Annotated in this window: 18 protein-coding genes; 2 read left to right on the forward strand and 16 right to left on the reverse strand. The window is 50.5% G+C overall.

Translation table 11 applies throughout. The features are described 5' to 3' along the window. Positions 1–5 precede the first annotated feature (5 nt). From MMIC_RS05275 to MMIC_RS05345, 15 genes are all read right to left on the reverse strand, one after another. Positions 6–617 (reverse strand): DUF502 domain-containing protein, encoded by a 612-nt coding sequence (locus tag MMIC_RS05275; protein ID WP_072659413.1) that lies wholly within the window; start codon positions 615–617, stop codon positions 6–8. A 2-nt stretch (positions 618–619) separates the two neighbouring features. Beyond that, a complete protein-coding gene (locus tag MMIC_RS05280) occupies positions 620–1564 on the reverse strand; it encodes a divergent polysaccharide deacetylase family protein (protein ID WP_227819375.1) in 945 nt (314 codons plus the stop codon). Positions 1565–1591: 27 nt separating this feature from the next. Beyond that, a complete protein-coding gene (locus MMIC_RS05285; protein WP_072659414.1) occupies positions 1592–2926 on the reverse strand; it encodes a S41 family peptidase in 1335 nt (444 codons plus the stop codon). A 112-nt stretch (positions 2927–3038) separates the two neighbouring features. After that, positions 3039–4199 carry a murein hydrolase activator EnvC family protein gene (locus MMIC_RS05290; protein ID WP_072659415.1) on the reverse strand — a complete coding sequence of 387 codons (1161 nt, stop codon included), beginning with the start codon at positions 4197–4199 and terminating at the stop codon, positions 3039–3041. Continuing rightward, entirely contained in the window at positions 4196–4645 is a 450-nt protein-coding gene (locus MMIC_RS05295) for a 23S rRNA (pseudouridine(1915)-N(3))-methyltransferase RlmH (protein WP_072659416.1), read from the reverse strand. The genes MMIC_RS05290 and MMIC_RS05295 overlap by 4 nt, the downstream gene beginning before the upstream one ends. A 9-nt stretch (positions 4646–4654) precedes the next feature. Then, positions 4655–5014, reverse strand: coding sequence for a ribosome silencing factor (gene rsfS, locus MMIC_RS05300; protein ID WP_072659417.1), 360 nt, complete (start codon positions 5012–5014; stop codon positions 4655–4657). Next, positions 5011–5643 carry a nicotinate (nicotinamide) nucleotide adenylyltransferase gene (gene nadD / locus MMIC_RS05305; RefSeq protein WP_072659418.1) on the reverse strand — a complete coding sequence of 211 codons (633 nt, stop codon included), beginning with the start codon at positions 5641–5643 and terminating at the stop codon, positions 5011–5013. Before nadD ends, rsfS begins: the two co-directional genes overlap by 4 nt. A gap of 95 nt (positions 5644–5738) precedes the next feature. Further along, on the reverse strand, positions 5739–7007 hold the full coding sequence (locus MMIC_RS05310) for a glutamate-5-semialdehyde dehydrogenase (protein WP_072659419.1): 1269 nt from the start codon (positions 7005–7007) through the stop codon (positions 5739–5741). Between the two features lie 20 nt (positions 7008–7027). Beyond that, positions 7028–8161: a glutamate 5-kinase gene (gene proB / locus MMIC_RS05315; protein ID WP_072659420.1), complete on the reverse strand. Its 1134-nt coding sequence runs from the start codon at positions 8159–8161 to the stop codon at positions 7028–7030. A 2-nt stretch (positions 8162–8163) separates the two neighbouring features. Further along, positions 8164–9219 carry a GTPase ObgE gene (gene obgE / locus MMIC_RS05320; RefSeq protein WP_072659421.1) on the reverse strand — a complete coding sequence of 352 codons (1056 nt, stop codon included), beginning with the start codon at positions 9217–9219 and terminating at the stop codon, positions 8164–8166. 109 nt (positions 9220–9328) lie between these two features. Beyond that, a complete protein-coding gene (gene rpmA / locus MMIC_RS05325) occupies positions 9329–9577 on the reverse strand; it encodes a 50S ribosomal protein L27 (protein WP_072659422.1) in 249 nt (82 codons plus the stop codon). 4 nt (positions 9578–9581) lie between these two features. Further along, positions 9582–9890 (reverse strand): 50S ribosomal protein L21, encoded by a 309-nt coding sequence (gene rplU, locus MMIC_RS05330; RefSeq protein ID WP_072659423.1) that lies wholly within the window; start codon positions 9888–9890, stop codon positions 9582–9584. A gap of 15 nt (positions 9891–9905) precedes the next feature. Then, entirely contained in the window at positions 9906–10118 is a 213-nt protein-coding gene (gene rpmE / locus MMIC_RS05335; RefSeq protein ID WP_072659424.1) for a 50S ribosomal protein L31, read from the reverse strand. Positions 10119–10293: 175 nt separating this feature from the next. After that, positions 10294–10677 carry a lactoylglutathione lyase gene (gene gloA, locus MMIC_RS05340; protein ID WP_072659425.1) on the reverse strand — a complete coding sequence of 128 codons (384 nt, stop codon included), beginning with the start codon at positions 10675–10677 and terminating at the stop codon, positions 10294–10296. A gap of 9 nt (positions 10678–10686) precedes the next feature. Further along, positions 10687–11856, reverse strand: a complete 1170-nt coding sequence (locus tag MMIC_RS05345; RefSeq protein WP_072659426.1) for a cation:proton antiporter domain-containing protein — start codon at positions 11854–11856, stop codon at positions 10687–10689. A gap of 344 nt (positions 11857–12200) precedes the next feature. Here MMIC_RS05345 and MMIC_RS05350 point away from each other — a divergent pair, with 344 nt between their 5' ends. Both MMIC_RS05350 and MMIC_RS05355 read left to right on the forward strand, forming a co-directional pair. Then, on the forward strand, positions 12201–13082 hold the full coding sequence (locus MMIC_RS05350) for a phosphoribosylaminoimidazolesuccinocarboxamide synthase (protein WP_072659427.1): 882 nt from the start codon (positions 12201–12203) through the stop codon (positions 13080–13082). A 108-nt stretch (positions 13083–13190) separates the two neighbouring features. Next, entirely contained in the window at positions 13191–14156 is a 966-nt protein-coding gene (locus tag MMIC_RS05355; protein WP_072659428.1) for a calcium/sodium antiporter, read from the forward strand. 13 nt (positions 14157–14169) lie between these two features. Here the strand turns inward: MMIC_RS05355 and MMIC_RS05360 are convergent, their stop codons facing one another. Continuing rightward, positions 14170–15834 carry a cation:proton antiporter gene (locus tag MMIC_RS05360; RefSeq protein WP_072659429.1) on the reverse strand — a complete coding sequence of 555 codons (1665 nt, stop codon included), beginning with the start codon at positions 15832–15834 and terminating at the stop codon, positions 14170–14172. Positions 15835–15883: the final 49 nt, after the last annotated feature.

A 15883-nucleotide genomic window follows, 5' to 3' on the forward strand; every position in this document is an offset into this window, starting at 1 on the left:
ATTCACTATTCATCTTTACCTCCAGTACTCGCGGGCAGCATGCCACCGGAAAGCACCAGCTTCATGCCTTCCTCAACACTCATATCCAGAAATTGTACATCCGATGCTTTAACAAATAGCAACCAGCCAGTGGTCGGAATCGGCGTGGATGGAATAAACACAGACAAGCGGGACTCATCGTCTCCCTGCACCGGCATAGGCCCCTCTCCAGTGACAAAGCCAATGACCATGCTCTCAGGATTGGGGAATGGCACCATCACAACATCCCTAAATGCGGCAGCATGATCACTGAATATGGATTCCAGCAGCTGCCTTGTGGCATTGTATACAGTTCGAACCAGTGGAATGCGGCCCATGATACGATCAATCAGTCGAATCACCCAGTTGCCGATAAAATGGGTGGTTACCGCACCAATCACGATGATGGCAAGCAGTGCGAGAATGATACCCAGGCCCGGAACATTGATGCCAAGCAGTACTTCGGGTTGATACTGCTTTGGCAACAGCGCCACGGCCTGATCTGAAATTCCGATCAGCCAGTCAATTAATGCCACCGTGACCAGAATCGGTGTTAGCGCAACGATGCCTGCCAGCAGATATTTACGCAGTGCGGCCATGGCTACAGTTTTTCCTTACTGGCTTCAGACTGCTTGAGCTGCCGCTGTGCTGTAAGCGCAGGAGCAAGCACACGTTTTACCGAGACCATATTACTCGCATCATCAGGGCTCAAATGTTTTTCCAGAAAATTTACGGTTTCAGCATGTGGATGCGCAATCACCACACAACGCATATTTTTCTCCACACAGCGGCGTGCCCGCTGCCATGCCCCCAGCATTGCCTGCTCATTAATATCATGATCGAGAAAAATCTGCCTCGAGGCCCAGGATATACCAACCTCTTCCGCTATTTTCGCAGCAACGCTTTTCGAACTGGTTTTTGAATCTACAAAAAACAGCCCCCGCTCATGGCACAATTGCATAACACCACGCATCGGCTCCTCAAACTGGGTTAGGTGCGACCCCATATGATTGTTTACACCTTCAACATGCGGGACCATAGCCAGGTCGTTGAGAAATGTCTGACGCAGTGCATCCCGGCTCATCTTCTCATGCAGAAATGCGGCGCTCATCCTGTCACGGTATTTCTGTGTGCTCGGTTCCATCGGCAGATGCAGCATGACCACCTGGCCTGCCTCATGTGCCAGTTCAGCTGATTTACCGGCATAAGGAGCATCCGGAATCACTGATATGGCTACGGGAACCGACAGCCTCAACATTCGCTTCAACGCTGGCACATCATAACCAACATCATCAAGAATCAGGGCAATACCTCGCTCGGCAGGTGGCACAAGCTGCAACGACTGAGGTTCTATCGATGTTTGGTCTTCCGCGATGACTTTCTCAATCTCTTCTGCAACAGGTTCCTGTTCATCGGGTATCGCAATATGTTGGACATCTTTTCTGCTCTCATTGCCGGGCCCCAGGACAAACACGGCCAGCAATACTGCAAGCAGCAGCGACAATAAGATAACCAGCCACAAAGGCAGCTTCCTTTTACGCGACATGAACAGCCCTCAACAGACCGGAGTTAATCACCCCGCGTGAAGGGCATGCAAGCCTCGCAGAAGATCCAGAGCACGCTGCAGCTGGGTATCCATCTGCAAACGCTCCTGCATGGCCGCACTGGCACCAGCACCCTTTATTTCGACCTTTTTGGCCTTTTTCAGCCTGGTCTTTTTATTGCCATTGGATAGGTGGCCTTTCAGATCCCGTTCTGAAACCGATGGGATTTTACTCTTCGCCTGTTCCGCAGGTTTGTTGATCACCTGTTCAACCTGAATGTCAGGGTCAATGCCAGTGGCCTGAATTGAACGTCCGCTAGGTGTATAATACAGCGCCGTAGTCACTTTAATGGCGGTACCGCCCTGAAGCGGAATCACTGACTGCACAGAACCTTTACCAAAACTCTTGGTACCAAGCAGTACTGCGCGGTGATGATCCTGCAATGCTCCGGCTACAATTTCAGATGCCGATGCAGAACCATTATTAATCAACACAATCAGAGGCAGGCCACTGAGCGCATCACCCGCACGTGCGTCAAATGTCAGACTTTTGCCTGCCCGCGACTTGGTGCTGACAATGTTACCCTTTTCAAGAAACAGATCTGAGACCTCAACAGCCTGATTCAACAAGCCGCCGGGATTATTTCGCAGATCAAGCACAGCACCCGCAAGCGAGCCACCTGAACGTTTCTTCAAATCACTAATCTGACCCTTTAACAGCTTGCCAGTACGCTCCTGAAACTGGGTCACACGCAGGTAGGCGTATCCCGGTGCCAATATGTCACTTTTCACAGATTTTACTTTAATGATCGCCCGAACAATTTTCACTTCCAGCGGCTGATTTTCGCCTTCACGGAAAATAGTCAGCACAATACTTGTGCCCGGTTTGCCGCGCATCAACTTCACCCCTTCTGCCAAAGAGATATCGCGGGCCAGCTGATCATCAATTTTAATAATCAGATCACCGGCTTTTACACCGGCCCGATCAGCAGGTGTATCTTCGATAGGAGAAACAATGCGAATACCACCTTCTGCCGCTGAAATTTCTATACCCAGACCACCAAACTCGCCTTTAGTATCTACTGTCATCTGCTTGTACATCTCTTTATTCAGATAGGTCGAATGCGGATCAAGACTTGAGAGCATGCCTGACAAGGCACCTTCAATCAGCTTCTCATCACTCACTTTTTCAACATAGGCACGCCTGACGATGTCCATCACATGTGAAAACTTCTGTAGCTGCTGATAATCGGTCGCGGCATTCGCCTGCCTGTAGCCGTTCCCCGGCTGCCAGACCAGCACACCTGCTGTAAGCACTGCGACTGCAGCTATGGCCAATAGCGCTCGACGTAACTTCAAAGACATAATTTCTCCATTTAAAAACTGAACATACAGCGGACTACACTGCTCAAAAAATTATTTGACCGCACAAGCATGCTGTAGCTTTTCGATTTTCAGCATGCAGGATGCCAGCCTGTTAACGCCTACACCAGCGTTTTGGGTTCACCGCTTTGCCACGGTCCCGAATTTCAAAGTAAACCGTTACTTTGTTCACCCAGCCTGTACTGCCGGCATCAGCAATCATTTCACCTTCTTCAACCCAGTCTCCAAGCTGTTTATACAACACATCATTATGCGCATAAACGCCCAGCACACCTTCTCCATAATCAACGATGGTCATCAGACCATAACCACCAAACCAGTCTGCATAGCGCACCTGTCCTGATGCCATAGCCTTGACTGCTTTCACTCTGCTTTTGGGCTTGAGTTGTACGCCCTGCAAGCGCGGCATGGTGGATTTCGGACGCGAGTGGAAACTGGCCACGATCCGCCCCGGCAATGGCCATGCAAGTCTGCCTTTACGTTTACGCACCTTTTTCACAAGTCCGTCCTGCTTATCCATGCTCAACAGTTCCTGACTCATGCCATCGAGCAGTCGCAGCAGGGCCTTCTCTTCTCGTGCCAGATGTTTGTCTTTGCTCTTTTTGGCAGACATCTCTTTGCGCACACGATTGAGTACCTTGCGTTTATCATCAACACGTTTGGAGAGTTCGAAGGCTGCTTTTTTCTTCTCTATGCGAAGCTTATCAAGGGCGACGCGCTGTTGTTGCAACTCTGCTTTAACAGTCGCAAGTTCAGCTATCGATTCTGTGTACAGGCGCCGATCATCTGCCTGGGAAGACATCACGCCATTGAGCAGATACCGCCTGTGCGGAATGTCACTAACTGATACGCCGGTAAAGAGCCCCATCCATTCAGAAGTTCGCGAGCTGCGTTTCCATGCCGCCACAGCCTGATTCAACATCGCCTGCTTCAACTCAACAATGCGCTTCTGCAGCTGTTTGGACTTATGTTTTAAACCGGCCAGCTTTTTATCCGTCGCCCGCACTTTGTCTCGTGCTGCGCGACTGGATTTGCGGGCTTTGATGAGAGCCGCATCAAGTGTACGCATTTCTTTGCCGACACTTCCCAGCTGGTTTTCCAGCTTTCGCTTCACTTTCGCCAGCTTTTTTCGTTCCTGTTTAATGCGTTCGATTTTCTGCTCAGTCGAAAGACCAGCCGCGGCCGCGAGATCTGCCGTGCATGGTATCCACGCGAGCATGAGAAAAACACTCAGAATGCGAAACAGGGCTTTCATACGCGGTGGTACGGGTGACCCTGAATAATGGTGAATGCACGGTAAAACTGTTCCAGAACCACAGCACGAACCAGCTGATGTGGCAGTGTGAGCTTTGACAGGCTCCAGCAGGCTGCAGCTGCAGCACGCACATCATCATGCAGCCCGTCTGCCCCACCGATGACAAAATCGAGCTGTGCATCAGCCGGCATTCGTTCGATATATGCCGCCCATTTCTTGCTATCATGCAAAGAGCCACGCTCATCAAATATGACAAAGCCTTTTACCGCCTGCTTGAAAATAGTCTTGGCCTCTTCCTGTTTACGTTGGGAAACCTGCTTGCCGCGTCCCTCCGGCAATTCAATCACCGAACATTGCGCGAATGGCTTGAGCCGCTCGATAAATCGGGCTTCAAAATCGGCCAGCTCTTTTGAGCCACGCCCGACAACCAGTAAGCGTAGTTTCAAATCAGGCCCTTAATCTTCTGATGCCCGGGGAGCACTCCATAGCCTTTCGAGCTGAAAGCTTTCTCGAGCCTCCGGCAGGAACAGGTGCACAACAACATCTCCCAAATCAACAATAAGCCATTCCATGGCTTCAAGCCCTTCAACTTTTGCCACCAGATCATAGCGATGAGCTACTTCAGATACCGATTGCGACAATGCTTTCAGCTGCCTGTCAGAGCGGCCGCTGGCAATGATAAAGCGGTCTGTAAAATCACAGCGTCCACGCACATCAATGACCAGTACATCCTGCGCCTTCTTATCTTCCAGCGCCTCAATGATCTCATCCGTGATTTTTTCAAAATTTTCGTTTCTTACGACTACCTGTGTCACATATTCTCCTTCATGACTGTATAGTTTTTTTCAATATCTGCGCAAACCGCCGCCGGAACCAGGTCGGCCAGCGATCTGCCCTGCGCTGCATACTCACGTATCAATGTTGCCGAAATATCCGGCAGTTCAAGCTCTACAAAACACCAATGTCCCGGTTTATCACATTCAGACAGCTGTTCCGGATCCATTTTCTGCCAGCCGCTATGACTGAGCACTGCCTGTTTATCTATACCCTGCCGGGCAAAGACTGCAACATTACACAATAGCCGGTGAGCAGGGTATTCACGCCAGGATTCAAATCCTGCCCAGGCATCCGCGCCCAGCATCAGCCATGGTGTAATACCCGGATACTCTGCACTGAACCGGCGCAATGTATCTACTGCCGGGGTTGGCTGCTGCTGACTGACTTCCCAATCGAGCACTTTCACGCGACTATGACCCGCAAAAATCTTCTCTAACCACATCAAACGCACGCCACCATCAGCAAGGCCTGAAAGCTCTCGGTGAACAGGGTATGCCGGAATCACCCAAACCTCATCCAGCCCCGAATCCAGCCCGGCCTGAACCAGAGCCAGATGGCCTAAATGCGGTGGATCAAATGAGCCGCCGAATAGTCCGATCTGTTTCAAATCCGGTCACCGACTCACCACAGGCGATGCAGAAGCTAAAGAGAGTCCATACTGAATCCCTGAGTCCTCTGCACCCTCTGTGGTCAATTCATGAATCACTGACGAATCTGGCCACTACCCAGCACAATCCATTTCTGGGTTGTCAGCCCTTCCAGGCCGACCGGACCACGCACATGCAGGCGATCTGTAGAAATGCCGATCTCGGCACCCAGGCCATATTCAAACCCATCGGCAAAACGAGTGCTGGCATTCCACATCACAGATGATGAATCCACTTCCCGCAAGAAACGCTGACCTGCCTCATAATCTTCCGTGACGATGCTTTCGGTGTGGCCGGATCCGAATTGTGCAATATGCTCAACTGCCGTATCCAGACTCTCCACAATACGCACCGATAGAACTGGCGACAGATATTCCGTTGCCCAGTCTTCATCCGTCGCTACTTTTACATCCAAGTCTTCACAAAGCATGCGTGTTTTTTCACAACCACGCACCTCAACACCTTTATCGATCATCGCCTGAATAATGGCTGAGCACACATCAGCATTTACATCCTGATGAATCAGCAGTGTTTCCATGGCATTGCAAACGCCATAGCGATGCGTTTTGGCATTCACGGCAATATTCAGTGCCATAGCCGCCTTTGCTGAGGCATCGATATACACGTGACAGATACCATCGAGATGTTTGATCACCGGCACGCGTGATTCCGCAGACACGCGTTCAATCAGCGATTTACCCCCACGCGGAATGATTACATCAACGTAGTGCTCACTTTTCAGTAGCGCACCAACCAGCGCACGATCAGTTGAATCCACCAGCTGTACAGCATTCTGTGGCAAGCCGGAATCCACCAGCGCACGACGCAGGCATGCTGCGACAGCCCGATTGGAGTGAATCGCTTCAGAACCACCTCGCAGAATTGCAGCATTGCCGGATTTCAGGCAGAGACCGGCCGCATCAGCAGTCACATTCGGACGCGACTCATAAATAATACCAATCACGCCGAGTGGCACACGCATATGTCCGACCTGAATGCCGGACGGACGGTAACGCAAATGATCTATCGCCCCGACCGGATCAGGCAGAACAGCAATCTGCTCAAGTCCTTCAGCCATTGCTTCAATGCGATCAGCATTGAGCAGCAAGCGATCTTTCATCGCATCATCCAGACCATTCTCATCAGCGGCTTTCATATCCAGAGCATTGGCTGAAATAATCTCGCTGCTCTCTCTGCGAATCACTGCTGCAGCAAGAACCAAGGCCTCATTCTTGGCTTGAGTATCTGCCATACGCATCGCTTTGGCCGCATCCTTCGCATGCTCTCCAAGCGCCTTCATAATCGTTACTGCATCTGTTTCCATCTTATCTCTCCGCGCTCTGACTAATTATCTGAAGTCAGTACAAGGTTATCGCGATGAATCACCGAAGTGAAATCGTGAAAACCAAGTATCGATTCAATATCTCCACTGGCATGGCCCATAATGCGGCGCATTTCTTCAGCAGTATAATTGCACAAGCCGCGCGCAATGATGCCATTCGGCCCGACAATCTCGATACAATCACCCTTATCGAACACGCCATCAACTGCAATCACACCTACCGGCAGAAGACTGCTGCCCTGCTTCAGCAGAGCTTTCGCAGCACCAGCATCCACACGAATCTCACCCGCAGGATGCAATACTTCAGTAATCCAGTGCTTACGTTTTGTCTGTCGGTCTATACCGCATAAAAACAGCGTACCCTCGTCCTGGCCGGCCAGAAGCTTGCGCAATGCTCCGACTTTACTGCCACTGATAATTGCTGCTGCAACACCGCTTTTGGTCGCTACACGTGCTGCCATCAGTTTGCTTGCCATGCCGCCAGTGCCAAATGAAGATCCGGCATCTCCGGCCATAGCGATGTGTGCTTCGTTGATATGTTCAATAATGCCAATCCGGCTTGCATCGCTATGCCTGGCCGGGTTTTTGTCAAATAGACCTTCCACATCCGTCAGCATAACCAGCAGATCAGCATCAACAACCAGACTGACCAGCGCGCCAAGTGAGTCGTTATCACCAAATTTAATCTCAGCCACCACAACCGTGTCATTCTCATTGACGATAGGAACCACACCGGCAGAAAACAGGGTTTCGCTGGTATTGCTGGCATTGAGGTAGCGGCGGCGGTGACGCAGATCATCCTTGGTCAGCAACATCTGGGCGACACTGCGATCATGGCGGGCAAATGCATCGGCATAAGCACTCATCAACTTGGGCTGACCGATAGCTGCAGCGGCCTGTTTCTCGTGCACAGACAACTCGCGGTCCAGCCACCCCTGATCAACACGACCCAGTGCCACAGAACCGGAAGTAACCACCACCACTTCCAGCCCTTCAGCCATGAAACCGGCCATCTCATCCACCAGACGATCAATCACATCCTGGCAGATACCCGCACTCTCATCAGCCAGCAAAGAGCTGCCGATTTTTACCACTACCCGCTTTGCGCGGCTCAAATCAGTTCTGGACCGAATCATCGTTAGTCTCCGAAAGACCTCTCTTCAGTATCATCCTGTCTTGCAGCCGCGGCTGCTTTTTTGCGCATTTTCAGCACCTGATCATAGATATCCCATAACAACGGTTTGATACCTTCACCTGTAACTGCTGAAATAAAGAATACCTTGAACGCTGTGCCGGCTATCGCCTCTTCAATCGCTTCGCGCTCTTCATCGAGCAGCGCATCAGATTTATTGAACACCAGCACACGCGGCTTTTCAAGCAACGTGTCACCATAACCTTCGAGTTCGCCGTTAATCTCTTCGATCTGTTCCGGTACCGGCTTGCCATCTTCACAAGCTGCATCAACCAGATGCAGCAAGACAGCGGTGCGCTCAATATGTTTGAGAAAACGGTGTCCAAGCCCCCGCCCTTCGTGAGCACCTTCAATCAGACCCGGAATATCTGCCACAACAAAGCCATCGCCATCATCCATAAACACCTGACCCAACATCGGTTTGATGGTGGTAAACGGGTAATCGGCGATCTTAGGACGCGCATTGGAAATATGTGAAAGCAGTGTGGATTTCCCGGCATTGGGCAAGCCAACCAGACCAACATCGGCCATCAGTTTCAACTCTAGAAAACGTATGCCCTGCTCGCCTTCAATGCCTGGCTGAGAATAACGTGGCGCACGGTTGGTACTGGTGGCAAAACGTGCATTACCCATGCCGCCTTCACCGCCACGTGCAACATAATAGCGTCCACCCTCAACCGACATGTCTACCAGGGTGTGGCCATCTTCATCTTTCACAATCGTACCGATCGGTACCTGAATGATGATATCTTCACCATTTTTTCCATGGCAATCCGAGCCTTTGCCGGACTCACCATTTTTGGCAATCAGACGCTTGCGCAAATAGAGTTCCTGCAGGGTGTTTTTGTCCCTTGATGCCTCAAAAATGACGTGCCCGCCACGGCCGCCATCGCCACCATCCGGACCACCCTTGGGAATATATTTCTCTCGCCGGAAGGATGTGCAACCGCCGCCACCATTTCCTGCACGGACTTCAATTTTTACTTCATCAATAAAACGCATGCTGTATTACACCATCTATTCTTTCCGGCTGAAAGCCTGAGTCTGTTTGCACAAACAAAAAAGGGGTGCGACAAGCGCACCCCCATGATTCTGACTCGAGTCTCAACTGTTATTCAGTAATGCGAACAGTTGTACGACCGGCACTCTTGTAATATTCAACTTTGCCATCAGTGAGTGCGAACAGGGTGTAGTCGCGACCACAGCCTACGTTGTCACCCGGGCGGATTTTAGTACCGCGCTGACGTACAATGATATTACCAGCGATGACAGCTTCGCCGCCATATTTTTTCACGCCTAGGCGTTTGGAATTGGAATCGCGTCCGTTACGACTCGAACCACCAGCTTTTTTATGTGCCATTGGTTTACTCCTTGATCTTTTCGATACGCACAGAGGTGAAGCTCTGGCGATGACCCTGGGTCAAACGATAGTTTTTACGGCGACGCTTCTTGAAGACAACAATCTTCTGTCCACGGCCAGACTCAGTTACTACGCCGGTTACAGATGCTTTAGCAGCATCAGCACCAGCTTTGATGGAATCGCCTTCGCCAACCATCAGAACATCGTCAAATTTAATTTCTTTGCCGGTCTCAGCATCCAGTTTCTCAACGCGCAGGACATCACCTTCCTGAACTCGATACTGTTTACCACCAGTTTTGATTACAGCGTACATATAAATCTCCGAGCCTTACGCAGCTTTCGCAGGCTTGCCGTATTTCTTATAGAAGCGCTCAACACGGCCTTCTGTATCCATGACTTTCTGCTTGCCTGTGTAAAACGGGTGACAAGAAGAACAGATTTCCACGTGGATATCGCCTTTGGTTGAACGCGTCTCAAATGTGTTTCCGCAAGAACAAGTTACCTTGGATGCGAGATATTCTGGATGAATGTCTGCTTTCACGTCATCTCTCCGTCTAATAATTAAACCATACTTCAATGAGCCAAAAAGTCAGGCCCGTTAAAGGGGCGCGATTTCTAGCGTCCTCATGCCAGTTAATCAAGCACTAATACGCAGTTTTTCTTCATGTCGGCAAATTTCATCTGAATTCGTATGGCCAAGAGCTGCTGAAATGCCCTTACCGGCCCTCTATCAGCTCAATCGCATAACCATCAGGATCTTTTACAAAGGCGATGACTGTACTGCCATGTTTCATCGGCCCCGGTTGACGAACGATATCACACCCGGAGCCGCGAATCTCATCACATACTTTATATATATCATCCACACCAATTGCCAGGTGGCCAAAACCATTGCCTATATCATAGCTGCCCGTTTCCCAATTGTGGGTCAGCTCAACCACTGTCGAATCGGCCTCATCACCGTAACCGACAAAAGCGAGCGTGAACTTACCCTCCGGATAATCCTTGCGGCGCAGCAGCTGCATACCCAGTACCTGAGTATAGAAATCAATGGAACGGTTCAGATCTGCAACGCGAATCATAGTATGCAACAAACGCATCCAGCCTCCCTATTCATGACCTGGCAACACACCATCGCGTCTGGCTATGCGTTTGGTCATCATCATCCATATCGGACTAAACAGAAGTGTCATGGCAATCACGATCACAGTTAACTCATGCAAGTCATCTGAAAGAATACCTGCAAATGCACCCACTGCCGCCAGCAGGAAAGAGAACTCTCCGATCTGGCTGAGTAAACCACCGGTAATCAGGGCCTGCTCCCAATCCTCTCCCAAAGCCCGCATCACAAACACATTCACACCTGAGTTAAACAGGAACACCAGCATGGTTGCGCCAATAACCAGCCACAGATGCTGCTGTAGATAATCGACATTCACCATCATGCCAACAGAAAGGAAAAAGATCATAACAAAGATCACGTATACCGATTCCAGATGCTCATGCACCCAGTCCGACTGATCACTCGATGCCAGAACCATACCAGCCAGAAATGCTCCCAGACCCGGCGAAAGGCCCAGCCAGGAAGTGAACGTAGCTGCACCCAGACATAACAGCAGCCCCAGCAGCACACGTTTCTCCAAACTACCCTTGAGAAAAGCAGGGATATGTAACACACCAGTCTTCATCAGATAAACCACAAGAATCAGAATGCCAATCCCGCCCACGATCTGTTTGATCAGATCGGAGGCATGCATTTCAGCATCCCCCATCAAACTCAGTACAATCATCATCGGCACAATCGCCATGTCCTGCACCAGCAGAACACCTATCGCGTTCTGCCCAAAGGGCTCTTCCATCTCTCCGGAATCCTGTAGCTCTTTTAACACCACGGCTGTGCTGGACAGGGAAATCACAAAACCGAACAAAATGCCCAGACTGACCGGCATCTCAAAAGCCCACACCAATGCAACGCAGGCCCCGACACTGACTGCGATCTGTACCGCAGTGCCAATCACTGCAATGCGCCAGCGCTCCATCAACTTGGGAATGGACACTTCCATACCAACAAAGAAAAGCAGCATCACCACGCCAATTTCGCCGACACGGGTAACCGTTTGCTGGTCATCAATAATACCCAGAACAGACGGCCCCATCATAATGCCGGTCAGAATATAGGCGACGACAATGGGTAGCCCCAAGCGCACAGCGAGGTAAGCGATTGCCAGAGCCAGCGACAGGACAATCGTGATGTTCATCATCATAGGGTCCAAATGCATATATTCTTTCCTTGTTTGTTAGTTGCTGCCGTTCATTGCAGCCCATTCACATCCATGTCTGCTCCTATAAGCAAGTTTCATGCTAATCGTGGAGAAACACAGTTTTATATAATAGCCGAGTGAATCTTTTAAGAAACCCTCTCATAATTAATCCCTTTCACCCATCAACGAACCACATCCAATCCGTCAGACATGAAGGGGCTAAGCATCGGTCATTATTGACGATAAAGCAGGCCTGAACATGACAATCCAGAAGCGGCAACGCAGATATCACTTGAGAGAAACGCTGGCTTCAGGCAATTTTCGCCGCTTGCACAAATTATCATCTCTTTTCGGAGTGCCCAATGGATGCCTTGTTAAATGCCGATATTAAAAGCCTGAAACTGCTGCACAGCGGCAAAGTGCGTGATATGTATGAGATTGATGACAATCATCTCCTTATTGTCACAACTGATCGTCTGTCAGCTTTCGATGTGATTATGCCTACCCCGATCCCGGGCAAGGGCCACGTGCTTAATGCCGTATCAGACTTCTGGTTCAACAAACTGTCACACATTGTGCCCAATCATGTTTCCGATATGAGTCTTGAACAGGCGATTCCCGATGCCGAAGAACGTGAGCGCGTGAAAAACCATGCCATTGTGGTAAAACGTCTGAAGCCCCTGCCGATTGAAGCCATTGTGCGTGGTTACCTGATTGGTTCCGGCTGGAAAGAGTACCAGAAACAGGGTTCGGTTTGCGGCATTGAGCTGCCTGAGGGACTGATTCTGGCCGACCAGCTACCTGAACCCATCTTTACCCCTTCCACCAAAGCTGCGGTTGGCGATCATGATGAAAACATCGACTTTGAAAGCATGTGCGGGATTATCGGCCAGGATCTGGCCACACAGGTGCGCGATATCAGCCTGCAACTGTATAAAGAAGCAGCCATCTTTGCGCTTGAAAAAGGCATTATCATTGCCGATACGAAGTTCGAATTCGGTCTTGATCAGCATGGCAATCTGGCACTGATCGATGAGGTTCTGACACCGGACTCATCCCGTTTCTGGCCAGTGTCCGAATATAAACCGGGCATGAGCCCGCCGAGCTTTGACAAGCAGATTGTACGTGACTGGCTGGAAACACTGGACTGGGACAAAACGGCCCCGGGTCCGATGATCCCGGATGAGATTAAAAATAAAACCTCTGAAAAATACCTTGAAGCATTAAAGACACTGACGTGTTAACCCGATAGATAGGGGCTGGCTAACCCCGGCAATGCGCATCATGTGAGTGCAGTGCAGGCCATAAAGGGATAAGATATATCTTGAAACAGGACAGGGAGAAAATCGACTATGTTACTGGCAATCGCCGCAGTTATCGTTGGTGTCGCTTTATTGGTATGGGGTGCTGACCGTTTCGTAGACGGGGCCGCTTCAGTAGCCAGAAACCTGCGCGTGCCACCTCTGGTGATCGGCCTGACCATTGTAAGCCTCGGCACCAGCCTACCTGAAATGATTGTCGCAGCCATGGCTGCACTGGATGGCAACAGAAACCTCGGCATCGGCAATGTGATCGGCTCCAATATCGCCAACATCGCCCTGGTACTGGGCATCACGGCCCTGATCATTCCGCTCGCTGTAAAATCCATGACATTACGCCGTGAAATGCCGGTATTGTTTATGATCACCTTCCTTGCCTTTGCCCTGATGTCCGATGGCGAGCTGAATTTTATGGATGGCATCATTCTGGCAATCAGTCTGATTCTACTGCTCATCTGGATTACCAGCATTGGCCTGAAAGACAGGCATGACCCGCTGGTTGAGGAGTTCACCGAATCACTGCCGGAGGCCATGACTATGGGGCAGTCGGTGATGTGGTTTATCGTAGGCCTTGTCCTGCTCATTATCAGTTCACGCATGGTAGTTTGGGGTGCGGTTGAAATTGCCCAATATTTCGGTGTCAGCGATCTGATCATAGGCCTGACCATTGTCGCCATTGGCACGAGCCTGCCGGAACTGGTGGCATCCATTGCCGGGGCATTGAAAGATGAAGCGGATCTGGCAATCGGTAATGTCATCGGATCCAATATGTTCAATCTGCTGGCCGTACTTGCCATGCCTGCACTGATTCATCCGGGCGCATTCGCTCAGGATGCCTTGATGCGCGATTTTCCCATCATGCTGGGCTTTACCATTGCGCTGTTTGTTGTCTCCTTCGGACTGCGCAAGGAGGGTGGCGTCATCAACCGCTTTGAAGGTGGTCTGCTTGTCTCCGGCTTTGCCGGTTATTTGTACCTGCTCTATCTGCAATCCGTCTGAATTATAACAGGCCCTAAATCGAATACTCCCCTGCCGGGCTACCCAGATGATATCTTTTCAGCATATCAGAGTTAAGCATCTGGTCGCTGCCAAAAGTGTCGGCCACCACTTCCGTTGCGCCTGCCTGATAGAGTTGATACAGGTGAATCTCTTTGCGTGTCCTGACAAATATCGGTATTTCAGGGTAAACAGCGCGCACACGTGAAATAATTTTCGTGACCGTATTGAAATCAATCATGCTGACCACCAGCGCCGACGCACGCCCCAGACCACAGGCATGTAACAGCTCCAGAGAACCTGCATCACCATAAGATACAGGCTGTTTCTCAGCCATGCCTTTTTGCACCAGTTCCGAATCCAGATCTATGGCCATACATGGAATATGATGCTCGGATAAATAATCCACAGAGTGCTGGCCTACCCTGCCAAAACCACAAACAATCACGTGATGGTTCAGCGAATGAGATCTGCCCTCTATTTGATCCTTGATCTCCTGTCGGCTTTTTTCGACAGAGCGGGGTAATAACCGGGATGTAATTTCGCCATTGTAGCGAATAATGATTGGTGCCAGCGCCATACTGAACAGCATGGCTGCCAGCAGAATCTGTCCTTCATCCGGACGAAGGACTTCGCCATCCATAGCCAGAATCAGAATGGCAAAACCGAATTCGCCGCCATGTGCCAAAATAAGCCCGGTACGCATGGACACAGCCCCATTCCAGCCCCCCATGCGACAAAAGCCTGCAATCAGCAGTAATTTACACAGTAACAGAGCTGCAAACAGAGCCAGCACCAGAGGCCATGTTTCCGGCAACACCGAAATATCCAGCATCATACCCACGGTAATAAAAAACAGACCCAGCAACACATCCCTGAACGGGCGGATTTCAGACTCAACCTGATGCCGGTATTCTGTTTCGCTGAGCATGACTCCGGCAAGGAAAGCACCCAATGCAAACGTAAGTCCGATATATCCGGTTAACCATGCTGAACAGAGCACCACTAACAATACTGTCAGGGTAAACAGCTCGGCGGAGCGGAAGCGGGCCACTTCTTTGAACAAGGGCCTGAGTACCCAGCGCCCGAAGGCAAAGATAAGCAGCAGTGCCAATATACCTTGCAGCAATGCGGTGAGCACAGTGAGTGTGGATGCCTGCTTTGCTGTATCACTCAGGCTTGCAACCAGAATCAGAAATGGCACCACCATCAGATCCTGAAACAGCAGGATGCCAATACTGTTGCGACCATGCCGCGTATGCAGTTCAACCTGATCAGCCAACTGCTTGGTGACCAGTGCAGTCGATGACATCGCCACCACGCCACCAATCACCAGTGCACTCTCCAGACTCAAACCTAAAACAATCGCCACGGCACTCGTCAGTCCCGCAGTCAGTAATACCTGCGCACTGCCAAGCCCCAACACGGATGCTTTCATGCGCATCAACACAGAGGTAGAGAACTCCAGACCGATGGTGAACAGCAGAAATACAACACCGAATTCCGCAAATGTTCGAATGTGTTCAACATCGTACACCCAGCCCAAGGCGTAAGGACCGATGGCCACACCAACAGCCAGATAACCCAGAATAGGCGGCAGCCCCATGCGCAGAAACAGCACAACGACAGTCACGGTTGCAACAAGAATAACCAGTGCGTCGTTTAAATAGCTGATTTCCATCACACCTCCTGGAGCCATAGCCTGATAAAGCGTTTCACTCAAGTATTGC

This window comes from Mariprofundus micogutta (assembly GCF_001895085.1).
GTDB lineage: Bacteria > Pseudomonadota > Zetaproteobacteria > Mariprofundales > Mariprofundaceae > Mariprofundus > Mariprofundus micogutta.